Annotated in this window: 21 protein-coding genes; 9 read left to right on the top strand and 12 right to left on the bottom strand. The window is 59.4% G+C overall.

The window, feature by feature from the left end; genetic code table 11:
* Positions 1 to 25 precede the first annotated feature (25 nt).
* The 5 genes from ACMFWR_RS27160 to ACMFWR_RS27140 form a co-directional block, all read right to left on the bottom strand.
* Positions 26 to 2,035, bottom strand: coding sequence for a beta-galactosidase (locus tag ACMFWR_RS27160; protein ID WP_413195474.1), 2,010 nt, complete (start codon positions 2,033 to 2,035; stop codon positions 26 to 28).
* Positions 2,036 to 2,143: 108 nt separating this feature from the next.
* Positions 2,144 to 2,995 (bottom strand): carbohydrate ABC transporter permease, encoded by an 852-nt coding sequence (locus tag ACMFWR_RS27155; protein WP_413195473.1) that lies wholly within the window; start codon positions 2,993 to 2,995, stop codon positions 2,144 to 2,146.
* Positions 2,996 to 3,009: 14 nt separating this feature from the next.
* The gene (locus tag ACMFWR_RS27150) at positions 3,010 to 3,957 is read right to left on the bottom strand and encodes a carbohydrate ABC transporter permease (protein WP_413195472.1); all 948 of its coding nucleotides are present in this window, start codon (positions 3,955 to 3,957) and stop codon (positions 3,010 to 3,012) included.
* A gap of 16 nt (positions 3,958 to 3,973) precedes the next feature.
* Positions 3,974 to 5,209 (bottom strand): ABC transporter substrate-binding protein, encoded by a 1,236-nt coding sequence (locus ACMFWR_RS27145; protein ID WP_413195471.1) that lies wholly within the window; start codon positions 5,207 to 5,209, stop codon positions 3,974 to 3,976.
* A gap of 20 nt (positions 5,210 to 5,229) precedes the next feature.
* Positions 5,230 to 6,381, bottom strand: coding sequence for an ABC transporter ATP-binding protein (locus tag ACMFWR_RS27140; protein WP_413195470.1), 1,152 nt, complete (start codon positions 6,379 to 6,381; stop codon positions 5,230 to 5,232).
* 218 nt (positions 6,382 to 6,599) lie between these two features.
* Here ACMFWR_RS27140 and ACMFWR_RS27135 point away from each other — a divergent pair, with 218 nt between their 5' ends.
* Positions 6,600 to 7,643 carry a LacI family DNA-binding transcriptional regulator gene (locus ACMFWR_RS27135; RefSeq protein WP_413195469.1) on the top strand — a complete coding sequence of 348 codons (1,044 nt, stop codon included), beginning with the start codon at positions 6,600 to 6,602 and terminating at the stop codon, positions 7,641 to 7,643.
* Between the two features lie 54 nt (positions 7,644 to 7,697).
* On the opposite strand, the gene ACMFWR_RS27130 is transcribed toward ACMFWR_RS27135, so the two are convergent.
* A complete protein-coding gene (locus ACMFWR_RS27130) occupies positions 7,698 to 8,192 on the bottom strand; it encodes a hypothetical protein (RefSeq protein ID WP_413195468.1) in 495 nt (164 codons plus the stop codon).
* Positions 8,193 to 8,439: 247 nt separating this feature from the next.
* Here ACMFWR_RS27130 and ACMFWR_RS27125 point away from each other — a divergent pair, with 247 nt between their 5' ends.
* The 3 genes from ACMFWR_RS27125 (at position 8,440) to ACMFWR_RS27115 (ending at position 11,648) form a co-directional block, all read left to right on the top strand.
* Entirely contained in the window at positions 8,440 to 8,976 is a 537-nt protein-coding gene (locus ACMFWR_RS27125; RefSeq protein ID WP_413195467.1) for a DedA family protein, read from the top strand.
* A 169-nt stretch (positions 8,977 to 9,145) separates the two neighbouring features.
* The gene (locus ACMFWR_RS27120; RefSeq protein WP_413197363.1) at positions 9,146 to 9,811 is read left to right on the top strand and encodes a response regulator transcription factor; all 666 of its coding nucleotides are present in this window, start codon (positions 9,146 to 9,148) and stop codon (positions 9,809 to 9,811) included.
* Positions 9,812 to 10,172: 361 nt separating this feature from the next.
* Positions 10,173 to 11,648 (top strand): PAS domain-containing protein, encoded by a 1,476-nt coding sequence (locus ACMFWR_RS27115; protein ID WP_413195466.1) that lies wholly within the window; start codon positions 10,173 to 10,175, stop codon positions 11,646 to 11,648.
* Between the two features lie 21 nt (positions 11,649 to 11,669).
* On the opposite strand, the gene ACMFWR_RS27110 is transcribed toward ACMFWR_RS27115, so the two are convergent.
* Together ACMFWR_RS27110 and flgE are read right to left on the bottom strand one after the other, a co-directional pair.
* Positions 11,670 to 12,827, bottom strand: coding sequence for an MFS transporter (locus tag ACMFWR_RS27110; RefSeq protein WP_413195465.1), 1,158 nt, complete (start codon positions 12,825 to 12,827; stop codon positions 11,670 to 11,672).
* Positions 12,828 to 12,997: 170 nt separating this feature from the next.
* Complete coding sequence (gene flgE, locus ACMFWR_RS27105; RefSeq protein WP_413195464.1) at positions 12,998 to 14,299, bottom strand: flagellar hook protein FlgE; 1,302 nt, start codon at positions 14,297 to 14,299, stop codon at positions 12,998 to 13,000.
* Between the two features lie 391 nt (positions 14,300 to 14,690).
* Here flgE and ACMFWR_RS27100 point away from each other — a divergent pair, with 391 nt between their 5' ends.
* Complete coding sequence (locus ACMFWR_RS27100) at positions 14,691 to 15,161, top strand: hypothetical protein (RefSeq protein WP_413195463.1); 471 nt, start codon at positions 14,691 to 14,693, stop codon at positions 15,159 to 15,161.
* Between the two features lie 59 nt (positions 15,162 to 15,220).
* On the opposite strand, the gene ACMFWR_RS27095 is transcribed toward ACMFWR_RS27100, so the two are convergent.
* Both ACMFWR_RS27095 and ACMFWR_RS27090 read right to left on the bottom strand, forming a co-directional pair.
* The gene (locus tag ACMFWR_RS27095; protein ID WP_413195462.1) at positions 15,221 to 16,129 is read right to left on the bottom strand and encodes a LysR substrate-binding domain-containing protein; all 909 of its coding nucleotides are present in this window, start codon (positions 16,127 to 16,129) and stop codon (positions 15,221 to 15,223) included.
* Positions 16,130 to 16,250: 121 nt separating this feature from the next.
* A complete protein-coding gene (locus tag ACMFWR_RS27090) occupies positions 16,251 to 16,475 on the bottom strand; it encodes a hypothetical protein (RefSeq protein WP_413195461.1) in 225 nt (74 codons plus the stop codon).
* A gap of 260 nt (positions 16,476 to 16,735) precedes the next feature.
* On the opposite strand from ACMFWR_RS27090, the gene ACMFWR_RS27085 reads away from it, so the two are divergent.
* Positions 16,736 to 17,236 (top strand): Ohr family peroxiredoxin, encoded by a 501-nt coding sequence (locus ACMFWR_RS27085; protein WP_413197362.1) that lies wholly within the window; start codon positions 16,736 to 16,738, stop codon positions 17,234 to 17,236.
* Between the two features lie 216 nt (positions 17,237 to 17,452).
* Here the strand turns inward: ACMFWR_RS27085 and ACMFWR_RS27080 are convergent, their stop codons facing one another.
* Positions 17,453 to 17,860 carry a cupin domain-containing protein gene (locus ACMFWR_RS27080; RefSeq protein WP_413195460.1) on the bottom strand — a complete coding sequence of 136 codons (408 nt, stop codon included), beginning with the start codon at positions 17,858 to 17,860 and terminating at the stop codon, positions 17,453 to 17,455.
* Positions 17,861 to 18,120: 260 nt separating this feature from the next.
* On the bottom strand, positions 18,121 to 19,668 hold the full coding sequence (locus ACMFWR_RS27075) for a PLP-dependent aminotransferase family protein (protein WP_413195459.1): 1,548 nt from the start codon (positions 19,666 to 19,668) through the stop codon (positions 18,121 to 18,123).
* Between the two features lie 446 nt (positions 19,669 to 20,114).
* On the opposite strand from ACMFWR_RS27075, the gene ACMFWR_RS27070 reads away from it, so the two are divergent.
* The 3 genes from ACMFWR_RS27070 to ACMFWR_RS27060 all read left to right on the top strand — a co-directional run bounded on the left by ACMFWR_RS27070 (position 20,115) and on the right by ACMFWR_RS27060 (position 22,627).
* On the top strand, positions 20,115 to 21,152 hold the full coding sequence (locus tag ACMFWR_RS27070; protein ID WP_413197361.1) for a LysR family transcriptional regulator: 1,038 nt from the start codon (positions 20,115 to 20,117) through the stop codon (positions 21,150 to 21,152).
* Between the two features lie 303 nt (positions 21,153 to 21,455).
* Positions 21,456 to 22,199, top strand: a complete 744-nt coding sequence (locus ACMFWR_RS27065; protein WP_413195458.1) for an SDR family oxidoreductase — start codon at positions 21,456 to 21,458, stop codon at positions 22,197 to 22,199.
* Between the two features lie 23 nt (positions 22,200 to 22,222).
* Complete coding sequence (locus ACMFWR_RS27060; RefSeq protein WP_413195457.1) at positions 22,223 to 22,627, top strand: DUF3331 domain-containing protein; 405 nt, start codon at positions 22,223 to 22,225, stop codon at positions 22,625 to 22,627.
* Positions 22,628 to 22,642 lie beyond the last annotated feature (15 nt).

Genomic DNA, 22,642 nt, shown 5'->3' with positions numbered 1-22,642 from the left:
GGGTGGCGTCTCAATCTCGGGAACGCTATACAACTGAGTCTGCGGTCGCGTTCATCTCGACAAGAATTTCCACGGCGCCCGGTGCCAGCTGGATGGCGCCCGCCGGCAGGCGTCGATCTGAGAGCGCACTCACGTATTCCCCAACAGGTAGCGACACCTCCTTCGACTCCTTCGAAAGGTTCAGCACAAACACGATCCGTCGTTCATCCGAGCTCCGTACCGCGATTTCCACGCCGTCGGGCAGGTCTAGCTCGCATTCAATACCCGCATCGCTGGCGATACGACGCATCAAGACCCGGGTCGCGCGTTCATCGAGCACAGTGCCGATGTAGTACACGACGCCTGCCGCGTTCGCATTTCGCGTAATCGCGGCTTCACCCGCGAAGTACTCGCTCGAATACGTGGCGACGGCTTCGGCCGTCACCGGCGTCAGGATGTCGCACCACTGACTGCTCGACAGCGTCTCGCCTGAATCGAGGCTCAAAGTCTGCACATCCTTGCCCACAGGATCGTATTCGTCGACATAGACGCCGGCAAGCTCGGTCAGCAGATTCGGCAGACGATCGGGCAGGCACACGTTATTCATATTCTTGACGCCCGAACGCGTGGTCAACACAAGCGTTCCGCCGTTGTCGACATACCGTTTGAGCTTCGCGGCCATCGCTTCGTCAATCAGGTACAGCATCGGTGCGACGACAAGCTTGTAGCCCCCGAAATCGTCGCGCCAATTTATTACGTCCGCGCCAACGCCCATCTTCAGCAAAGCAGCATGGAAGCGCTTGAAGTTGCCCAGATAGTCAAACCCATCGGCTTGCGGCTGAATCTGCAGAGCATTGAGCTGTTCGTGCGAAAACAACATTGCCACGTCGTGCCGAAGGGTTGTGCCTTCGAGCAGCGGCGCGAGCTTGTGCGCCTCCTGACTGAACTGAACGAACTCTTCGAAGCGACGACCAGGTTGCCCGTGATGATCGAGCAGCCCGTGCCAGAACTGCTCGGCACCGACACGCGCAGAACGCCAACGGAACTGCACAATCGTGTCGGCCCCACGCGACACGCTTTGCCACGCGTAGGCACGAATCATCCCGGGGAACGGCGTGCGTGACATCGGGTACCAGCATCCGGGCGTTCCGCTGAGCTGTTCCATGACCCAGAAATTCTTGCGCTTCACACCGCGTGTGAGATCGAGCGTCAACGCGCCGTGATACATCCTCGACTTCGAATCATCGAGAAAGTCGGTTGCCGGGTAATAGTCGACCGACGCGAAGTCCATGCTGTCGAACATGTCGTAGTAGTCAGCGACGACGGGATAGCCCCACAGATTGTGCGTCACGAACTTGCCGGGACTGTTCGCTCTGATCAGCGCCGCCTGGAAGCGGTTAAAGTCGGCAACTGCATCGGACGAGAAACGCCTGAAGTCGAGCAGGAACGAAGGATTCAGGTACGGCGAACCGCCCAGAGGCGTGTTGACCTGATCCCAGTCACTGTATTCCCCGCTCCAGACAACCGTGCCCCACTCGCGATTGAGCGTCTCGACCGACCCGTATTTCTTCTGCAGCCAGCCGCGGAAAGACCGTGTGCAATTGACGCAGTGGCAATCGTTCGCCGCCAGCTCGTTGTCCGTCTGCCATCCGACGACCGCCGGGTGTGACGCGTATCGCTTCGTGATCTGCTCGATGATGCGCTGGCCATACTTGCGCAACGACGGGCTGTTGTAGCACCGGTGCAGGCGAACCCCGGCAAAGATCGCATTGCCTTTGTTGTCGACCGGAAGAACATCCGGATAGTGATGGGTGAGCCATACCGGCGGCGTTGCAGTCGGGGTTCCGATCACGACATCGATATTGTGCCGCGCGAGAACGGCAATCGCGTCGTCGAGCCATTCGAATTCGAACTGGCCTTCGGTGGGCTCCAGTCGCGACCATGCGAACTCGGCGAGCCGGACCACGGTGATGCCCGCTTCCTGCATGCGTCGTGCATCCTGCTCCCACAACGAGACGTCCCAGTGCTCGGGATAGTAGTCGACACCGACCTTCATGGAGATTCCTCTTTGAAATGTTTGGGACGCAAAGCGCCGCGCGGGATACGTGCCCGCATTGAATGGACAGAACGTCGCGAAAGCGCGATGTGTGCCGGGTGTGGTCGCTCAGCCCTTTGTGGCGCCAAACGTCAGCCCGGCGATGAAGTGCTTCTGCATCGCGAAGAAAATGACGACGGACGGCAACGCAGCGAGCAAGGAGCCTGCGGACACAAGGTTCCATGCCGTGGTCCACTGTCCTTTGAGCGCAGCGACACCCACGGTGATGGGCGCAGCGTCGTCACCCTGCGTCAGGCACAGCGCCCAGAAGTAGTCGTTCCAGACGAAGGTGAAGACGAGAATGGCCAGTGCAGCCAGAGCCGGCGCGATCAGCGGCAGGATGATTCGATAGAACAGCTGCCATTCGTTCGCGCCTTCGATGCGCGCCGCTTCGACAAGCTCGTAGGGCAGCTCCTTGATGAAGTTCCGCAGAAACAGCGTGCAGAAGCCCGTCTGAAACGACACGTGAAAAAGAATCAGCCCTTCAAGCGTGTTGAACAGTCCAAGGTGCAACGTGAGTTGCCGCACCGGAATCATCAGCACCTGGATCGGCACGAAATTACCGGCGACGAACACGCCGAGCACGCTGTTGTTGCCTTTGAACGGATACGTAGCAAGCGCGAACCCCGCCATGGCTGCCAGTGCGATCGAACCGATCACTGAAGGCACCGTAATCAGGCAGCTGTTCAGGAAGTAGTGAAGCATCGGCGAGCTGAACAGCACCGTCCGGTAGTTCTCGACGAGCGCAAATTTCTCCGGCCAGCCCCAATAGTTGCCATTGTTCAGGTCATCCGTCGAACGCATCGACGTCACGAACACCGCGATCAAAGGAAGCAACCAGATCAGCAAGGCGATGGGCAGCGAGGTTTTGTAGACCTTGCGCCCCAGCGGGCTCCAACGGCTTACAGGAGTGGGATACATGGACGATTTCCCTGTTATCGGTCGTTGTGAAGAAGCCGGCGCAGCTGATACACGATGAAGACCAGCATGATCAGGAACAGCACGACTGCAATGGCAGCGGAATAGCCGAATCGGAAGTACTTGATCGCCTGGTCGTACATGAAGTACGCGAGCACGGTCGAACTGTCGAACGGACCGCCACCCGTCATCACCGCGATCAGGTCAAAGCTTCGGAGCGCACCGATGATCGTCAACACGACCGAGAGGAACGTGGCAGGTCGCAGCTGGGGCAGCACGACGTGCCAGAGCAATGCCCAGCCCGATGCGCCCTCCATCCGTCCTGCCTCGATGATTTCCGGATTGATGCTCGTGAGGTTCGTCAGGTAGAGCAACATGCAAAACGGGATCTGCGGCCAGAGGGCGGCAGCGATCACGCCGAACGTCGCGTAGTGCTCATCGCCGAGTACCGGAATGCCGTGGCCGATGATGAGCTTCAGCAGCCCGAAGGCCGGGTCGTAAAACCAGCTGAACACAAGCCCGACCACGACGCCCGATAACACGAACGGTGAGAAGAACAGCGACTTGATCAGCCGCATGCCCATCACGCTCTGGTTCAGATAGAGCGCAAACGCAAGGCCGATCGGAGGGGCAAGCAGAAACAACACCAGCCATAAGACGTTGTTCTTCAGCGCGACGTAGAACGTATCGGTGTGAAAGAGCTCGTTATAGTTCGCAAGCCCGACAAACACCTTGTCGCTCATGCCGTCCCAGTTGTACAGACTCAGCACGATGCTGCTCAGGATCGGGTAGATCACATAGATGCAGAACATCGTGCATGCAGGCAACAGGAACAGCACAGCGGCTCGCCTGCGTTTTCTCGCAAGCGGTGCCGACAGCCGTGCCCCTGACGAGCGGCTGAGGTGGCGGGGCTGATCGGTGGGCGAGCCTGCGCTCACCGACTTTCTCGTTTCGGCTGTGGCCATCTGGACTCTCGCGTGATCAGGACTTGCTATAGACGCGCTTGCGCGTCTTCTCGAGGTCGGCAAGGATGTCGTCGAGCTTCGACGGATCGCTGATGAAGCGCTGCATGCCCTTCATCCCTTCGTCCGCCATTTCCTTGGTCATGTCGCGGTCGTAGAACTGAGCCACACCACCCTTGGTCTCGGAAAGAATCTGGAAGCCGATCTTCGCGATCGGGTCATCGGGCATCGCTGCCTTGTTGTTGGCGGGCAGCGTCCCCACGCCCTTGGCCAGCGTGGCGTCGTTATCCGGCTGGCCCATGAATGCGAGGAACTTGCGGGCATCCGCCTTGTTGGCCGCGCGCATCGGAATGTTCAGGCACTCGGCGGAGCCGTCTTCGGCCGGCGTAACCTTCGGATCAACCGTAGGGAACTTGAAGAAGCCCGTTTGCGCCTTGGTTGCCGGCGGCAGGCCCGGAGACAGGAAGGTGCCCATCAGCATCATCGCGGCCTGCCCCTGGATATAGAGCGGCTGCACCGAGTCGAGGCTGTACGACAGCGGGTTGTCGATGAAGTACTTGTTGTCGATCAGTGTCTTCCACGCGAGATACACGTTCTTCACGCGCGTATCGGTGTACGGGACTTCGCCGTTCATCAGCTTCATGTGGAAGTCATAGCCGTTCATGCGCAGGTCGAGATAGTCGAACCATGCGGCAAGCGTCCAGGAATCGCGGCCACCGACGGCGATCGGCGCGATACCGGCGGCCTTGAGCTTCTTGCAGTCGTCGAGAAACTCTTGCCAGGTGGTGGGCTCGCTTTTAATGCCCGCCTTCTCGAACAGGTCCTTCCGGTAGTACAAGCCCCATGCGAAGTACTGCGTCGGCATCGCATACTGCTTGCCGTTGTACGACGAAGCGGTCTTCAAGGAAGCGAACTGCGTGTTCCAGTCGTTCTTCTGCCAGTCCGCCGACAGATCCTCGAGCAAGCCGCGCTGCGCGTAGTACGCCATGCGCTCACCCTCGTGCCAGTTGATCACGTCGGGCGCGACCGACGTCAGCCACGCGGGGAGCTGCACCTTGTAGGTCTCCTCTTCGACGAACGCCACCTTCGTCGTCACGCCGGGGTTCGCCTGCTCGAACTGCTTGATCAGGCCTTCCCAGACTGCCCGAGTCTCCGCGCCCTTGAACGCGATGTTCAATTGAAGCGTGCCGGCGCTCGCGGCCGTGGCAACAGAAAGGGCCGCACTCAGCACACTGAGTGCAAGGATTCGTTTCATGAATGTCTCCGGATATTGTTTTATTGAAGCTTGGGTAGGGCGCTGCCGTCGGCGGCGAAGAGGTGACAAGCGTTGGAACGGAAGCGGATCGTGACCCGCGTGCCGGGTTGATGGGTCGCATCACCGGGCTGTTTTACGACGATCGTCGTTCCGGCCGGATCGTCGAGATGCAGATAGCTGTGTTCGCCAAGCCGTTCGACAAGCGTGACTTCGCGCTGAAGCGTCTGAATCGCGTCGCGGGCATCGGTGGCCATCACTTTGCCTTCGATGATGTCGTCGAAGTGTTCGGGGCGAATACCCAGCTGTACGGCCTGCCCGGCGCGCAGTGACGAGCCATCGACGTTCACGAGGATATCGTCGTTCGATGTGTCCAGACGCACGATGACGCCCTCATGGCTCAACGCGTGGATCGTCGCGCCCAGGAAATTCATCTTCGGGCTGCCGATGAACTCCGCGACGAATCGACTGTTCGGGCGGTGATACAGATCGAGCGGCGAGCCAATCTGCGCAATGCTGCCGAGCCGTTCGGCCTCGGCGCCCGCGCGCAGCAGGACGATCTTGTCGCCCAGCGTCATCGCTTCCACCTGGTCGTGAGTGACGTACACGGTGCTGGCCTGTGCGAACTGTCGATGGAGCTTCGCGATCTCGACGCGCGTCTGGCTGCGCAACATCGCGTCGAGATTCGACAGCGGTTCGTCGAACAGGAACACCCCGGGCTCACGCACGATGGCGCGGCCGATTGCGACGCGCTGCCGTTGCCCTCCAGACAACGCTGCGGGCTTGCGCTTGAGGAACGCATCGAGCTGTAGCGTCTTCGCCGCTTTCTGGACCTTGGCATTGACCTGATCGGTGGGCACGCCTGACAGCTTGAGCCCGAACCCCATGTTTTCTTCGACCGTCATATGGGGAAACAGGGCGTAGCTCTGGAAGACCATCGCCACCCCTCGTTTGGCAGGGGGTATTGCATTCACGAGCTGGCCACCGATGTGCACATCGCCCGATGTCGCGTCCTCGAGGCCCGCGATGATGCGAAGCAGCGTGGATTTGCCACAACCCGACGGTCCGAGGAAGACGCAAAACTCGTTCTCTCCGATGTCCAGATCGATACCGCGTAGTACGGGCGCGTGCTCTCCGTACGCCTTCGTCACGCCTTTCAGTGTGATGGCTGCCATGTCTCCGTCCAGCTTGGTTTAACGTTACATCATCGGATTCTAAAAAAAGGCCGAATGGCCTGTCCGAGGTAACTGCGTTTCTGGTTTGAGCGGACTCTACGCTGGATTTTTTCGGCGCGCAATAGGTCTTCGACCCGGGTACGAGTTGACAAGTACGCGTTGCGTCGATTGAATGTGGCGACACCCATCCCCTGCCGCCCGATACACACGCATCCGCCATGAGCAGCAAACCCATCACCCCGGCCGTGACGATCCGAGAGGTCGCAGAAGACGCCGGCGTCTCAGTCATGACCGTATCGAATGTGCTGCGGGGCCGCGGACGGGTCGGAGAAGAAACGCGACAACGTGTGCTCGAAGCAGTCGAGCGACAAGGCTACCGTCCGAATCTGACGGCACGCGCTCTTGTCGAACGCAAGGCACCGACGCTCGCGTTGATGCTCAGCTGCATCACGAACCCCTTCTATCCGGAGTTCGCGCTTGCGGCCAACCTCTCCGCGCTCAAGCATGAACGCCATCTGCTCGTGTGCAACACGGACCATGAATCGGATCGCGGTGCGAGCTTCCTTCAACAGGTTGCTGGCTCGCTGTCGGACGGCGTGCTGGTTGCGAACCATGGCGACTTGCCCGTCGAGGAATTGCGCGGACTTCAGGCGCGGGGAATCCCGGTGGTCATTTCGGTATGGGAAGTCGCCGATGACCCGCCGGGTATACCTTGCGTGACGTTCGACTCCAAAGGCGCTGCGCGGATCGCGGTCGAGCACCTTGTCGAGTTGGGGCATCGGCGTATCGGCGCGATCATCGGCAGCCCCAAAGGCGGCATTCACCGGGCTCGCTATGCGGGCTATCAGGAGGTGATGCGCGAGGCCAAGATTCGCCGCGTCGCCGCCGACGAGCGCTTCACCGAAGACTCGTTCGATGACGGCTATCAGGCCGCGAAGGACTTGCTGTCTGCTCGTCCGGATTTGACCGCGATATTCGTGTCCAACGACCTTCCCGCACTCGGTGTGCTGAACGCGGCCTCGGATCTCGGCTATTCCGTTCCCGAGGACCTCTCGGTCGTCAGCATCACCGACATTGTTCCGGCCAGGCAATCGCGCCCCGGATTGACGACGGTCGCCATCCCGACCGCTGAACTCGCAGAGAAAGGTATCGGGCTGCTTGTCGATCTCATGAATGGACGTGCTTCTCAAAGCACTGTGGTCCGCACGTCTGCCCCCAAGCTCATCGTTCGGAATTCGACGGCGGCGCCTGCGGACAAGTAGCCGATGCGGAAGGGGTGCACTGGGCTCGCATCGAACGACGAAGCAAGGCTCCGGCTAAAGCACCTCCCCGATGCTGACGCTGTGCGCTGTCGAAGGATCCTTTGCAGAATCATTCTGCGCACCCTGTGAATTTGCCGCAGTCACGCTGGCCGATTGATGCGCTTGCTGCACACCGATTTGTGCATGAAGCTGTTTCAGATCGATCTGCGCCTGTTGCGCCTGTCTCTGCGCATTCACCTCTCTCCTCATCAAGTGCCTGACCTTCTGCATCAATTTCGCTCGGTCTTCGGGAGACATGTTTTTCAACTGAGTCGGCGAAATGCCGAGTTGCGCGAGGATCCTGTCCTGCATCTGTTGGGTCGGTGTGCCGCTCGCGAAGTCGTTCAGCTCCGAGAGCAAGTCCTGAAATGATGGCGTGCCGTCGCTGCTCGCGGAATTTGACGCGTTTGCGCGTGATGCGTCTGCGCTATCGAGTTGGGTGCTGTGGTGGATTTTCATGGGTAACGATCTCTCCATTCCGTCCGATCTCCGTGTCGGCGGATATCTCATTCTGTCTTCGTTGAAACGACGCGATTGGACGAGCAGCACAGATCATTTCGCGCGATTCCCAGGACTGCCGCCCGACGTTAAAAGGAAAGCGCATAACCAAAGCCGCATCGATTAAACATGTTATGAGATCGATTGTTTTCAAATGGTCAACACTCTGCGTGTCGGAGTGGGGCTACGTGAACGACGGGCCCACACCTACAATCCGGTCATACGCTACGCTTTCGGGTGTACGAGAAGGAGCACAAACATGGCTTCGCACGAGCTGATCCAGAAATACGGTGTGTTGATTGTGTTTTTCAACACGTTCTGCGCCTCATTGGGCTTGCCCCTCCCCGCCGTCCCCACTCTGCTCGCGGTCGGTTCGGGACTCGCACTGGCAAGCGACGACCCGTATGCGACATTGCTGGGACTGACGACGATGGTCGCTGCAGCGAGCATCGGTGCGGTGCTCGGTGACATGGTCTGGTTTCACGTCGGAAGGCGATACGGCGAGAACACGCTTCGCGGAGTGCTTCGACTCTTTGTGTCCGGTGAATCGCATCTGCCGAGAACCCAGCGCCTTCTGGAACGTTGGGGCGGGCGCATCCTGATTGTTGCGAGATGGATCCCCGGCCTGTCTCTTTTCGTCGTACCTCTGTGCGGTGCCACGGCGGTCAAGCTGCGCGCGTTTCTGATTTACGACTGCATTGGCGTGATTCTTTGGGCCGCGATTGGCGTCGGCACCGGGGAATTATTTGCTTCGCGCATTGATGTCATCTGGTCCGTCGCGCCGCGATTGATATGAATAATCTGTTTCACATTGAATTCGATAAGACGATAAACCGCGGATGAACTAATATTCTTCGGTGTACCAATCGATAGCGCGCATTTCATATACTTGCCGTTTTAATAGGGACAATCCAGAGCCATTCCACGCCAATTCGGCGCTCCGCGGGGGAGGCGATGTGAACGCGATGTCGCGTACGAGTCTTGCGAGAAGTGAAGATAACGAGCCGGTCGTCTATGTCGTTGATGACGATCCCTCCGTGCGATTTGCGTTGAGCGAACTGCTCATGTCCACAGGCCTGCGCGTTCACACATTCGCGTCATCGCAAGAGTTTCTCGCTCATCCCAGGCACACAGGGCCGAGCTGCCTGATTCTCGATGTCCGGCTGCGCGGAGAAAGCGGCCTCACGTTTCAGCAGGAACTGATCAAGAACAACGTTCCGATACCCGTGCTATTCATGACTGGCCACGGCGATATTGAAATGTCCGTCAAAGCGATGAAGGCGGGCGCCATCGATTTTCTTCCCAAGCCGTTTCGCGACCAGGACATGCTGGATGCAGTCGAACAAGCCATTCGGCGTGATCGCGAGCGTCTTGAGGCAGAGGAATGCACGGCGGCGCTGCGTGCGGCGTACAAATCGCTGACCGTGCGTGAAAAAGAGGTCATGGCCCTCGTGGTGACCGGTTTGTTGAACAAGCAAATTGCGTGGACGATGAATCTCAGCGAAATCACGGTGAAGACGCATCGCGGCCAGGCGATGAAGAAAATGTCGGCTGTATCCGTCGCAGATCTTGTCCGGAAGGCTGAAGCGCTCGGACTCGCGAAAGGCGTGCCGCAACCGCAGCGCGGTTGATACGGCGTCGTTCAACACCATGCCGCTCCGAAAGGTGACGCATCCAGTCAATGTCACCAGGACGTGAGACGCCAACATCCTTCGCATCCGGGAAGCCACCGCGTTATTGCTCCGCGTCCGCGCGTAGCACGAGTGATAGGAGTGATCGGTGATGTCGACATTACCTGCGCGTCTCCGCCTGAGTCAGGCGCTTCCCTTTTCAGTCCGTCGCGTTCCGCACGTTGATACCGGCCACCGAAGCGACCTCGCTGCATTCGACGCGGATGCCCGCCGGATCAACCTCATCGAGTTCACGTCGACGGCCCCGAAACTGCAATGGCACGCAGCACGTCCGCGAACAGATCGGAACAAGCGGCCAAAAGTGATTGACGCCATTCCTACCTATATCTGGAGTCTGGAGGCCGACGGCCGGCCCGCGTTCTTCAACAAGAGACTCATCGACTATCTCGGTTTCGACGCGCAAAGCGCGCGGTCGGACAGCGAAAGCGGACTCTCTGATTTTCTCGAGCGTGCGGTCCACCCCGATGATGTGTCCACGGTCAAAGGCGCACTGAACAGGCATCTCGTCACGCGAGAACACTTCGCCATGAAGTATCGGTTGCGCCGCACGGACGGCGTTTATCGCTGGATGGAAAACGTGGCCGAGCCCGCCTACGACGATGACGGAAATCTGACCGGGTGGTATGGGGTGAGCCGCGACATCGAAGATCGCCTCGAGGAAGAGAAGACACTCAGGGAGCACGACCAGCAACTGTCGCTCTTGGTGGATATGGTGCCCAGTAATCTTTGGCGACTGACGCCGGAAGGCGAAACCACGCTGGCGAACAAGCACATGTCGGACTATCTCGGCATGGACCTTGAAGACAAGAGCTGCCTGGAAACCGTGTTCGATTCGATCTTCCACCCCGACGACGTCGACGAGGTCCAGGACGTGCTCACGCGCTGCCTCGAGACGGGTGAGCGCTTCTCGATGAAGTATCGCCTGCGCCGCGCCGACGGAGCGTACAGATGGATGTCCGGACGTGCCGACCCGGTGCGCGATGAAACCGGACGCATTACACAGTGGTTTGGCCTTTGCCACGACATTGACGACCAGGTGCGCGGACAAGAGGCGCTTCGGAACGCCCACGATCGACTTGCGCGCGCAACACAGGCCGCCAGCCTCGCTGAGCTGTCTGCGTCCATTGCGCATGAAGTGAATCAGCCGCTCGCGGCGATCGGCGCCAACTCGCGCGCTTGCCATCGCTGGCTGTCTGCCGACCCGCCGAATATCGAGCGTGCCAAAATCATTGCGGAACGCATCAGCGAAGACGCAACGGCAGCTGCGGAGATAATCAGTCGTATCCGCGCCTTGTTCCGCCGCTCGCCGCGCATCCGATCGAGCGAAGACCTCAATGCTCTGATCGTCGAGGTATGTCGGATCATGGCCGATGAATCTCACGCGAAGGGCATCCGTATCAAGCTGAATCTCGAGCCGGGCCTGCCGGTCGTATCGCTCGATCGCGTGCAGATCCAGCAAGTCCTCGTGAATTTGATCAAGAACGCCATGGATGCGATGGCGCCGCTGGCACCGGGTCGAGGCGTACTGCGACTGCGCTCGTGGCAGGACGGCGAGACCATACAGGTCGAAGTGGAGGACGCAGGCCCCGGGTTTAGTGATCTCGAGCGCGTCTTTGAGCCGTTCTTTACGACCAAGCAATGCGGAATGGGGATGGGCCTTGCGATCTGCCGCTCCATCGTGGAATCACATGGGGGCACTCTCTCGGCAATCAATAACGCGACGGGCGGCGCGACGGTGGCCTTTTCACTGAGCGTATCCACGCCACCGACGCTCTGATTCCTGTATCGCGATCGGCAATCAGCACGGTTCAGCCGCCAGCCTGCTCGCGCCCAACAAGAGAACCCACGCCACGACAGAGATCACGACACATACTGCGGCGAACGCGACATAGCCTGCCGCCGAAATCACAATGCCCGCGAACAGGGGACCAACTGCGAATCCAATGAGAAACGCCGAGCCTGCCGCGGCCGCCCAACGTCCGCTTCGGTCCAGTGCTGCGGCAAGACCGAACACATACGGCAGGGAAAAGTAGTAGATGACGGCCGACGCGATGAGCGCGATGACATACAGCGTCGGATTTCTTGAGCAACACAACGCAATCACCGTCAGCACGAAACAAATCATGAATCCGGAAATGGGAAGCGCCCGACCCCGTCGGATGTTGAGCGCGGTCGCGCCACCCGCCCCCGCCAGGCCGGCGATCGTCGCAGCAGTGAGTGCATAACCTACCGCGCGGGTGCCGATACCGGCGCGCTCGCCTAACGGCGCACTGAACGCATAGATCGCCGCCGAGGCGGTCAGATACAGCGCGATGCCGAGCATGGTCATGACGCCTGCGATCGACGCATTCCGCGATCCCGCGTCGACTTCGGTAGGGCCGCTTCGGGTTCTGTCGCCGGGGACCCGACACAGCAAGGGCGTCAGCATCGCCGAGACGGCCACCATCAACGCGAAAACGCCACGATGTGCGTAAGCGGACGTGAGCTCGCCTCCGCCGGAAAACAGCGCCACGCTGCCCAGTGCCCACACCAGCTGGAAGTATCCGTAGACCTTATCGGGGTTTGCGCAATGCGAGGCGACAACAGCAAGCGAAACGGCATACAGGGCGCCTTCGCCTACCCCCGCGACAACACGCAACACGACGAGATGCGCGAGTGAAGTGGTCACCACGGAAAGGCTCTGCGCGACAAGCGTCACGGCCAGAGCAGCAAAGCTCACGCGACGTGCAGAATATTTTGGAAGAACAGGAGCAAAAGCGATGGCAGTTGCAGCGAGTGCAACGAGTTCCGCCGACGCAATCAGTCCCGCATCGCGTTCCGACAATGCAAATCCATCGATCAGACCCGCAACCGTAAAGGGCGACATCTGCGCGGAAAGTCCGCCCACGATTTGCGCCGCAATCGCCCCGGCTACAAGCGAGCCGGAACCACGGATGAGCGTGGGAGCGTTAGACATCGTCCGACTGCACTCCGGTTCAATGCGGCGGGTGATGAATGCGACAGAACGCCCGAAGAAAGCGAGCAGTGCGACCGCTCGCAGGCCATTCGCGGATCCGTTCCGGCGGCCATCAGGCTAGCGGCAAGATATCACCGAAAGCCGCGAGCCGCCGACCGGCCTGAGCCCCTCTACATGTTCAACAACGTCTGGTCGACCGTGTTTTGCGTTTTGATCGACTGTGCATTCGCCTGATAAAAGCGCTGCGTCGTGATGAGATCGACGAGATTGCTCGTCAAGTTCACGTTCGAGTTTTCGAGCTGCTCGCTCAGCAGCGAGCCCATGGGGCCGGTCCCGGGTGTACCGAGGTCCGCCGGACCCGAGTCATTGGTCGCGACCCACTCGTTGTCCCCGACGGGTTTCAACCCGTTCGGGTTGATGAAATTCGCCAGCACGATTTTTCCGAACACCTTGTTCGAACCGTTGTCGTAGACCCCTTCGACCGTCCCGTCGTCGAGGATTTTCACGCCAGCGTAGTTGCCTGCTTTATTGCCATCGGCGTTCAACGCGGCCGAGTTGCCGATGCCCGCATAGGCCGTCGCACCTTGAAGATCGAGGGTGACAGGAAACGGCGTATTCGAACCCGTCGCGGAACTCAGCGACATCGATACGGAATACGCTGCGGATCCGGTTCCCACATTTCCGTTGGCGTCGACAAAGCTCGTGAGCGACCCGGCCGAATTGAATTGCAAATCGCCCACCAGCCCGGCCGTCGTCGCCGGTGGTGTCGGCGGGACCAGCGTGCCGTCTTCGGCCGCGTAGACAGAGAAGTTGACAGTTGCCGGGGTCACCGGAGGAGTCGGCTGCGGATCCCTGACGAAATACATCGTCATCTGGTGCGCATTGCCGAGCGAGTCATAGGCGGTCGCCTGTGTGGTGTACGAATACGAAGTCGAGTCGGTCGGATCGAATGGCGTGGTCTTAGGATAGGCCTGCGACGAATCCAGGTTGACGCCGTTGGATGAAATCGTCGTCGATTGCACAGGTGCAATGCCGCTGACATCGATTCGCAGCGGGACGGGCGTGGTGGTCGACACAGCGCCGTTTCCATTGGCTGGATAGCCGGTGAGATTTGCGCCCTCGGCATTCACGATATAGCCGTTCGGGTCGGAGTGAAACTGACCGTTTCGCGAATACTCGATCACGCCATTCACGGACATGCGAAAAAAGCCATTGCCGTTGATCGCGACGTCGTACGGATTTGCGGTCGTCGTAAATGTGCCTTGTCCGAAATTCTGCTGAACGCCCGCGTTTCGCACACCAATGCCGGCGTTCGGTGTGACTGCGTTCGCGACAGAGTTTGCGTACATATCCGCAAACATGACCGAACCTGACTTGAAGCCATACGTCGACGAATTCGCAATATTGTTGCCGACCGTATCGAGTTCATCGGACGCGGCGCCCAATCCGCTCAGTGCTTGAGAGTATCCCATCGGTGTCCCGTTTTCGAATTGACGTGAAGGCGCATCAGCGTGATGCGGCTTTAAGCATTGTTTTCGATCGGGGCTGTGTCTGGCGTGTCGATCAAGCGTCCGGGTCACCGCGTACTTAGCGTCGATTTCTTCATTTCCATAACGATTCGTTATAGCGACTCAGCGTCATAACCCGATCTAACCGAAATCGATAACTCCATACCGTTTCGGCATTACGCATCACTTCTACCCATCGGCGTGTGAATTAAAACCAGCACTGTTAGGCTTGCTTGAGATTTGCGAAAAGCGCGCTCTCGATCTCAATCGAAATCACGATCGCGCGTGCGAATCCGGACTCTGTCTTTTAATTGAGTTGAAACACTTTATGGTCGGATGCGAAGAATTCTTCGAGATGCTCCATCTCGTTTATAACGCTGACCCCGTGACTCCAACGACGGTGAGCTTTGGTATTGGATTTGTCGCGCGACACGGCGAAATCGTGGGGACATGCGTCAAATTCCTGCTTTCCAATGGTCAGGCGAAGCTGGTGCACCTGGACACGAAAACGACCGCCAGTCTGATTCGTGCGTTGACCCCTCTCTGCGCGAAGCCGGAATATCCTGCAGAAGCGCTCACGGACGACACCATCGCGTCGCCCACGCTTTCCGATGCCGAGATTGGCACGGTGACGACAGAGACGGCGGTGCTCAGCTATCAATTGCTCAGCTTCGACGAGAGCGTGACGATTCGCTTTTCGCTAAGAAATCAGAGGGAAGTCACCGTGCCCTTGTCGCATGCTTGCGCAAGGACATGGCTTGAGCAAATGGATGCGCACATCACAACGCTATCGGCGATCGCGACTTCGCGCGGAAGTCTTCATTGAGCGGTGCAACAGGGCACGATGCGCATGCGTGCCTGCCGATTCAAAGCGTACACAGTGAACTACGCCTCGAGGTGCGCCTGCGCGCCTAACCAGACGCGATCCATGATTTCGCCCTTCGTCATCACATCCCGATAAAGCCTGACGAGCAGCGGCACCCTCCACGGCTGTCCGCCGGCGACAACGAGCAGGCCCTGATCAAGCTCACGCTCAATGGCGCTTCTGCTCAACCAACCCATCGCGCGACCGTTGAGCACCACCTGCTTGATGACATCGTCGCGCTCCGACTCGTAGATCACCTGAAATCGGCTGGTGCATTGCCGCTGTGACAAGAGCTCAGTCACGGTTCGACCGAACAGCGTCGCCGGTGAATAACACGCAAACGGCACAACCCCACCGTCGCTATCAAGTGCGCCGTATAACGGTCCTCCGTCGGCGTCGGGCCGACTCACCGGAATGAGTTCATCCGAAGCAACAAGGACACTCGGATATCGAGCCGGATCCAGTCGCGCAGGTTCGTCCGGTCGCTCATGAGCGACCATCAGATCGCAGTTGCCATCCGCGAGCAGCATGGCACCGTCGTTGAGCGATACCGACGAGATCCGTGCACGAAACCCCTTTGCCTGAGCTTGAATCGAATCGAGCCAACGCGGCACAAACCCTGCAGCAAGCGCATGGGTCGCCGCAATTCTCAAGCCAGGTGTGGTCATTCTTTGCTGGCTTCGCACCTCCATGCGTGTGTCGAACAAGGTGTTCAGGGTGTCATACGCAGTGGCGGCAAAGACTTTTCCGGCCGGTGTCAGAGCGGGTGGGAACGTACTTCTGTCGAAAAGCTCGGCACCTAGCCAGAGTTCAAGCGAGCGGATGCGACGACTCAGGCCGGGCTGCGTCACCGAGCGAGCCTGCGCCGCGCGCGAGAAGGTCTTGTGCTGCGTGAGCGCAATGAAATCCTCGATCCACTTCACTTCCATATTGGTCTCTAGTTTCGAACGAACGGCGTTCGGTCTCACGATTCGCTCTGACCGGCTGATTGCCTTGATGGCTTGTCGTGCCCGAAGCGCGCGCACGGCTTTAGGCAACGCCATCGAAGTCTCACTGCTTTCGTATTGCGGTGTCGGAACTGGCGTGAACGTGGACGCTGGCCGTGTAGTGAGTCCAGCCGGCTTCGACCAAAGTCACGGCGAACAAACCCGCCGCAACGAGCAATGCTTTGTGCTTGCGCCAGCGGCTTCGAAATCCGGTCGTGCTCTTTGGCTCGCACAGCAGCGCATTCGTTGCTGTGCGAACCACCGGCTTGGATTCGTATGTTTTTCTCATGTCGTTCACTGTCGAGCGCCTTGTGCGTTCGTCAACACCTGGATTTGAGTTGGATGGGGTGCAATCGTCGAAATGATCTGCTGTCGTCGGCCCATGCGGACAATTTGATTGGCGCCTGCGTGGAAACAGTCTGCTTCCAGAGATGGCCGTATCGCGAGGCCTGTCACTTCAATACTATGAAAGCGACCCCACAAACCGAGACCGACATTCCATCGGAGACTCGCTCCCGCAGACACTCATTGATTGGCAAAGGCTTCCAAATGGACAACGAAGAGTTAAAGCCACCGCCGATGTCGCTGCTAGATCGATATCGTGGCCAGCGTTTCCTTCCGCTCTATACGACCACGGTCACCATTTCAGGCGGCGAGGCCGGTCATGGACGCGCCTCTGGTATCGCGTGCTCGAATGACGGGAATCTCTCGGTCAATTTGCGGCTGCCCAAAGAATTCGGAGGCCCCGGCGACGGCACGAACCCCGAGCAGCTATTCGCTGCAGGGTTCGGAGCCTGCTTTCACGGTGTACTGAGCCTGATTGCCAAACGCGAATCGATTGACGCCAGCGCAGCCACCGTCGAAACCGAGATCTCGTTTGGCCGTGATCCTGCCGATGGTGGCTATGCATTGGTCATCGAGGTCCGCGTACGGATGCCAGGGGTCGAACGCCGCATTGCAGAGGAACTCGTCCGCACAGCGGAACGGTTTTGTCCCTACACCAAGATGGCCCAGCAAGGCAGTGTGAATATCGTGACCGTGGTCGACTGAGCCGTGAATTCTTCAGGTCGAAACGAAACGCGGAGATCGAAGCGCAGTATCGCAAAGCGACTGCCGCTTCGACAGGACCAGTTTCCTGATTTCTGATTGGGCCAAGCCGCCCCCGGGATTTCGCGCCCCATCGTCAGACGAGGCGCGGGGCTCACACGCGCGGTCAGAGTTGGCTCGATCTCGCCCGAGCGGGGCATTCGGGCCGCTATGCAGTCGTTATTGCGCAGGCACGAGCACCGGCGCGCCTTTGTCCTTCAGCATGACAACGATGAACTTGGCAGGCTGTGTCTGGCTCGCGTTGCGCCCCACCGTATGCACGTCGTTCGGCCCTTCATAGAACGTTTGCCCGGCGGTCAGCGTCACTTCCTTGCCGCCTCTGACCTGCATGACAATCGAGCCTTCGACGACATAGATAAACGCGTTCGCGTTATGACGATGGACCGGATCGACCGAGCCAGGGGGATAGGTCACCGAGATCATCAGTGCCTCCTTGCCCGGATAGTCGTCCAGTGACTTCTCCATGAGCGGCGTGACCACGGCTTCGGGTCCTGCGGCGTGGGCTGCCTGACCTACGAGGCCGGCGCCAAGGAATGCTGCAATAAGGGCAGTTTTTGAACGAAACATAATCGGCTCCGACTTCGAAATCCCCGGAGGGGGGTTTTAACTTCAGGTGATCGTAGCCGCGCTCGTCACCCGCAGGAAGACACGCTCAGGGCATCGCAACGTTGCCTTTTTCGCACCAATACCCATGGTCAATGCGTCGTGCGGAACGTGATTGCCATACCGCAATGCGTGCGCGCAGAACCATTGCGCAACGCTAAGATCGTGTCGCCCATGTTCAGCGTCTTTCCAGCCAGTCCGCTCCGCCACTGCCGGGCAGTCCGCTAGGGTCCGCGCAACACATTGGAAACGCGCTGGGCCGCCTGATCGATTTCCTCTTCGCTCATCGCAGCAAATCCCATGAGCAACCCGGCGCGATGATCATATTGCTGCGCGTATTTCGCCAACGGCGCCGCGTCGATGCCCACCGACGAAAGTTTGTGCACCGCTGTGCGTTCGTCGATCTCGGCAAGTCGACATACCGCATCGAGCCCCGAGTATGTCGCCGGCGTCTCAATCAATCCCTTCCAGTAGCGTTGGCTGGACCGTTCAAAGGCCTCAGCGCGCGCCGCATAAATTCTTCGCGTGCGACGAATGTGGCGATCCAAATGCCCTTCGTTGAGAAAGTCGGCGAGCACGGCTTGCGTCAACCCGTTCGCACTTCGACTCGTCACTGAAATGCTCCGCACAAAGGCGCTGACAAGATGCGGAGGCAGGACCGCGTACGCGATCCTCAGCGAAGGGAACATCAGCTTGCTGAACGTGCCGACCATCACCACATGGTCTTCCGCGCCGCTCAAGCTTCGCAACGCGGGTTGTCCCCCTGCGCGAAAGTGATATTCACTGTCGTAGTCGTCTTCGAAAATCACCGCGTTACGCTCGATCGCCCATTGCAGAATCGCATGGCGTCGCGCCGCGGAAAGCGGAACGCCAAGCGGGCATTGGCGTGAAGGCGTGACGTACGCAAGCGGCGCTGTCGGCGCCTGACGAATCGCGTCTTCCACACGCATTCCCGACTCGTCGACAGGAACGTTGATGATCGAGGCGCCGCTCGCATGGATGATCTGGCGAGCCGCGACGTAGCCCGGGTCCTCCATCCAGACCGCGTCGCCTGGATGCGTCAGCAGCCGCAGGCAGAGATCCAGCGCCTGCTGAGCGCTGCCGACAATGGCGATCTGGTCCGGCGAGACGTCGACCCCGCGCGCAATGGCCAGATGCCGGGCGATCGCGTATCGCAGCTCGTAAAGACCTGCCGGGCTGGTGTCGTTCAACGCCAGCAGGCGCGACTGTCTGAGTTGACGAACATGCAGACGCCGCCACAGATCGACGGGGAACAGTCGAATATCGCCGCGGTGAGGATGAAAGGCCTGCGGCGGCCTGGTAACGGAAGTCACCGGAAAGGGCGACTCGTGTTCGAAGAGCCGCTCGACCCACGGCGTGTCCGGCTGCCGCGGTGTGTCGCGCGAGACCGCCGCACGGAAGTCCATGGCGGGTGTTTCTGGCAGGACACGGCCAAGGCCCCGACGCGAAAACGTATCGCACACACGTGTCCCGCTGCGCGCGTGGCTGACGACGTAGCCTTCGGCATGGAGCTGTTCGTACGCGCTCGACACCGTGCCCCTCGACACGCCGTATCGTTGAGCGAGCGTTCGGCTCCCGGGCAGAAGGCTGCCGCCCGGCAGACGCCCCGATACGATCGCTTGCCGCAGCGCGTCGTACAGCCATCTTTGCAGTGTTTTACCGGCATCAGGCACGCCCAGCGGAAGGTCCCACACGATGGCCGTCGGTTGGCGCATCAAGTCACGCGACGGACTCGCAGATTCTTTACTCATACAGGCAGTTCATGAAAGGGAGGCCGCAGGATCCGTGAGACTGCTGCATGACGAGACTGCCTGGCTTCATGCCCTTTATAGGCGTCCAGCTCGACATGCGGCGCGGGCCCGGATCCGACCCTGTGAGATCGAACCCTGTCGATCTCACGGGCCAACCGCTACAAGACGGATTGGCCCGGCGCGTTGTGACAGTTCAGCGACTGGACTATTCACCCAACAGAAAACTGGCCCATTACTCGGGCGTGCTTTGCCCGCAATATCGGGGTATCTACCCGCTCGCGAACCTATACCTTCGGATGAGGCGTTGAGTCCTTTTGACGAGATGGCCGAGCCGATCGAGGCATTTACCTTCGTCCGCGAACGGCCTAGCTTTTGAATCAGGTGGATCAGGTTGACCGCCAGCCGGAATGCCGCAGGCGCCGCATCGCTCGAGTGAGGATCTGGAAATGGATCAGTTGGACGCTTCTCAGCGCAATTTTCGTTTGAGCCTGCCGAATCGCGCTGATGCGCTGTCCTCGAGCGTCGCCGGTTGCTATGCGGGCATCATCGCTTTTATGGCCGTCGCGAGCGAGGGCAGTTTCGCCAAGGCTGCCGAGAGATTGGGCGTCGGACGCTCGGCGGTATGCAGAAACGTACAGAAACTGGAAACGCAGATCAGCACGCGCCTCTTCCTCCGCACGACCCGCTCGACCAGCCTGACGTCCGAAGGGGAGCGATTCTTCGAGAATTGCAGGCAAGGCGTGACACAAATCGTCGACGCGATGAACGACATGCTGGAGCTTCGCAACGGGCCGCCTCGCGGCCTGATACGGATCAGCTCGACAGTGAGTTTCGGACGAACGATCGTTGCACCGCTTCTACAGGGGTTCTCCGAAGCCTTTCCGGACGTCGCGATCGACCTGCTCCTTGACGATCGACCGACCGATTTTGCCGCAGAGCAAATCGATGTCGCTTTCCGCAATGGCCGCATTGAAGACTCGAGCATCATTGCCAAACAACTGGTGCCCATGCAGATGGCGGTGTGTGCCGCGCCTTCTTATGTGGACAAATACGGGCTCCCCCTCACGCCCGATGAGTTGTGCCATCACGAATGCATCAACCTCCGATCTTCAAGCGGGCGCCTGCACGACTGGGAGTTCAAGATCGACGGGCACCTCCGGAAGATCCTTCCCACAGCGCGCCTGACTTTCAACGATGCGGAACTCGTATCGGATGCTGTGCTACGCGGGCGAGGCATTGCGCAAATGGCGGGCTACCAGATCGGTGACCTGATTTCATCCAGACAACTGGTCGTCGCTTTGGCGGGGTATGCGCCCGACGACCGGGGACACTACATCTGCTACCTGAGCCGGCAGCATTTGCCGACGCGAATTCGCGTGTTCATCGACTTTATGACCGAGAAAATTCGCGCGCTGAATCTGAATCACTTGACGGGGTTTAACGACGACGAGCCGGAGCACGCCTTGCATCAGCTCGTGGCTTGAACGTTTGCGCATGTCGGTGGTGGCGTGATGTCGCAAGAGGAAATAGCGTCGGGCCCATTCAGCAGCATTGGTGCGAATTCGACAACGTAGATGTCCGCGCACAACCTCTCCCTGAAGCCTTCAATCAGACTACTATTTTCACAAGGCAGCGACGACGCACGATAGCCGCCGGTAGTAGCCCATCACGTAGGTATCCTCATTGAATTGAACCACGAGCCTTCGCAGTTTTTGGAGGTCCGTCCATTGTTCACATGTGTGGGCAACGCGCGCACATAGGAACGCATTTGCCAGGAGATTGAGATTATGAAAATACTGATCGTCGGAGGCACGGGCCTGATCGGCACGAAGACGGGTGACATTCTTCGCCGGCAAGGACATGAGGTCATTGCGGCCTCGCCGAGAAGCGGTGTCAACACCATCACCGGAGAGGGTCTCAAAGAGGCCATGTCAGGTGTGCATACCGTCATCGACCTCGCCAATTCGCCGTCGTTCGAGGACAACGCGGTGCTCGAGTTCTTCGAGACGTCCGGCCGCAATATCCATGCAACTGAAGCCGCGGCTGGAGTCAGCCATCACGTCGCGCTTTCGATCGTGGGAATCGAGCGCACGCCCGCCAATGGCTATTTCCGCGCGAAGCTGGCTCAGGAACGGCTGATCAAGGCTGCGGGCATTCCGTACACCATCATCCGGTCCACGCAATTCATGGAGTTTCTGCCCGGCATCGCGGATTCGAGTTTTGACGGGACATCAATCAGGCTGTCGCCCGGATTGTTCCAGCCGATCGCCGCGGACGATGTGGCCGCATTCGTTGCCGATATCGCGCTTGAGCCGCCGCGAAATGGCGCGATTGAGATCGCAGGACCTGAGCGCGCCCCGTTCAATGAAATTGTCGACCGCTTTCTCAAGGCAGTCGGTGACGGACGTCACGTCGTCTGCGATCCGGAGGCTGCGTATTTCGGTGGCAAGGTGGAATCGCATTCGCTCGTGCCTTTGGGTGAAGCGCGCAACGGGCACATTGGCATGAATGAATGGCTCAGCCGCCGTTGATGCGCAGCGCGCCGGACCAACGCATGAATTCGCATTTCAACATGCAGCAAGACATGATTTTTGATGCCAGGCGAGGTGGACTGAGTTGGGCGCGCATCGTCGAGTGGCTAGGAGGACGCGCTCCGCGTCCGCCTGGCGGCTCCGGGTCATACGTCCCCTCGGATGCCTGCCAGGTCGCATGCATTGAACAGGAGTCGGCCATTACCGTGACCATGCGCTGGGTCGACTCGACGGGTTGCTCCTACCAGGCGCAGATCTGGCGCAAAGGGACAGCGCGTATCCACGCCCTGTGCGCGCTATCAGGCTTGCCTATCGCTCCCGGCGATGCGGTGTTTCGTCCGGACGCCGGTAAGCAAGGTGTGAAAAACCGTCGCGAGATGGTGCACGCTCATGCGGTCGACGCGTGCTTTGGTGCCATCGTCACGTAGCTGTCAAACCGGGCT

The organism is Pararobbsia alpina, assembly GCF_965118125.1.
Lineage (GTDB): Bacteria > Pseudomonadota > Gammaproteobacteria > Burkholderiales > Burkholderiaceae > Pararobbsia > Pararobbsia alpina_A.
The sequence above is the reverse complement of the archived record's forward strand: the minus strand, read 5'-3'. Positions and strand labels throughout refer to the sequence as shown.

What these genes read in the sequence shown, in the direction of transcription:
- ACMFWR_RS27145 (WP_413195471.1), bottom strand. Translation starts at nt 5,209, where the DNA reads ATGAAACGAATCCTTGCACTCAGTGTGCTGAGTGCGGCCCTTTCTGTT.
- ACMFWR_RS27060 (WP_413195457.1), top strand. Translation starts at nt 22,223, where the DNA reads ATGAATTCGCATTTCAACATGCAGCAAGACATGATTTTTGATGCCAGG.
- ACMFWR_RS27155 (WP_413195473.1), bottom strand. Translation starts at nt 2,995, where the DNA reads ATGTATCCCACTCCTGTAAGCCGTTGGAGCCCGCTGGGGCGCAAGGTC.
- ACMFWR_RS27150 (WP_413195472.1), bottom strand. Translation starts at nt 3,957, where the DNA reads ATGGCCACAGCCGAAACGAGAAAGTCGGTGAGCGCAGGCTCGCCCACC.
- ACMFWR_RS27065 (WP_413195458.1), top strand. Translation starts at nt 21,456, where the DNA reads ATGAAAATACTGATCGTCGGAGGCACGGGCCTGATCGGCACGAAGACG.
- ACMFWR_RS27095 (WP_413195462.1), bottom strand. Translation starts at nt 16,129, where the DNA reads ATGGAAGTGAAGTGGATCGAGGATTTCATTGCGCTCACGCAGCACAAG.
- ACMFWR_RS27130 (WP_413195468.1), bottom strand. Translation starts at nt 8,192, where the DNA reads ATGAGATATCCGCCGACACGGAGATCGGACGGAATGGAGAGATCGTTA.
- ACMFWR_RS27070 (WP_413197361.1), top strand. Translation starts at nt 20,115, where the DNA reads ATGGATCAGTTGGACGCTTCTCAGCGCAATTTTCGTTTGAGCCTGCCG.
- ACMFWR_RS27140 (WP_413195470.1), bottom strand. Translation starts at nt 6,381, where the DNA reads ATGGCAGCCATCACACTGAAAGGCGTGACGAAGGCGTACGGAGAGCAC.
- ACMFWR_RS27160 (WP_413195474.1), bottom strand. Translation starts at nt 2,035, where the DNA reads ATGAAGGTCGGTGTCGACTACTATCCCGAGCACTGGGACGTCTCGTTG.
- ACMFWR_RS27080 (WP_413195460.1), bottom strand. Translation starts at nt 17,860, where the DNA reads ATGTTTCGTTCAAAAACTGCCCTTATTGCAGCATTCCTTGGCGCCGGC.
- ACMFWR_RS27125 (WP_413195467.1), top strand. Translation starts at nt 8,440, where the DNA reads ATGGCTTCGCACGAGCTGATCCAGAAATACGGTGTGTTGATTGTGTTT.
- ACMFWR_RS27085 (WP_413197362.1), top strand. Translation starts at nt 16,736, where the DNA reads ATGGACAACGAAGAGTTAAAGCCACCGCCGATGTCGCTGCTAGATCGA.
- ACMFWR_RS27090 (WP_413195461.1), bottom strand. Translation starts at nt 16,475, where the DNA reads ATGAGAAAAACATACGAATCCAAGCCGGTGGTTCGCACAGCAACGAAT.
- ACMFWR_RS27120 (WP_413197363.1), top strand. Translation starts at nt 9,146, where the DNA reads ATGTCGCGTACGAGTCTTGCGAGAAGTGAAGATAACGAGCCGGTCGTC.
- ACMFWR_RS27110 (WP_413195465.1), bottom strand. Translation starts at nt 12,827, where the DNA reads ATGTCTAACGCTCCCACGCTCATCCGTGGTTCCGGCTCGCTTGTAGCC.
- flgE (WP_413195464.1), bottom strand. Translation starts at nt 14,299, where the DNA reads ATGGGATACTCTCAAGCACTGAGCGGATTGGGCGCCGCGTCCGATGAA.
- ACMFWR_RS27075 (WP_413195459.1), bottom strand. Translation starts at nt 19,668, where the DNA reads ATGAGTAAAGAATCTGCGAGTCCGTCGCGTGACTTGATGCGCCAACCG.
- ACMFWR_RS27135 (WP_413195469.1), top strand. Translation starts at nt 6,600, where the DNA reads ATGAGCAGCAAACCCATCACCCCGGCCGTGACGATCCGAGAGGTCGCA.
- ACMFWR_RS27100 (WP_413195463.1), top strand. Translation starts at nt 14,691, where the DNA reads ATGCTCCATCTCGTTTATAACGCTGACCCCGTGACTCCAACGACGGTG.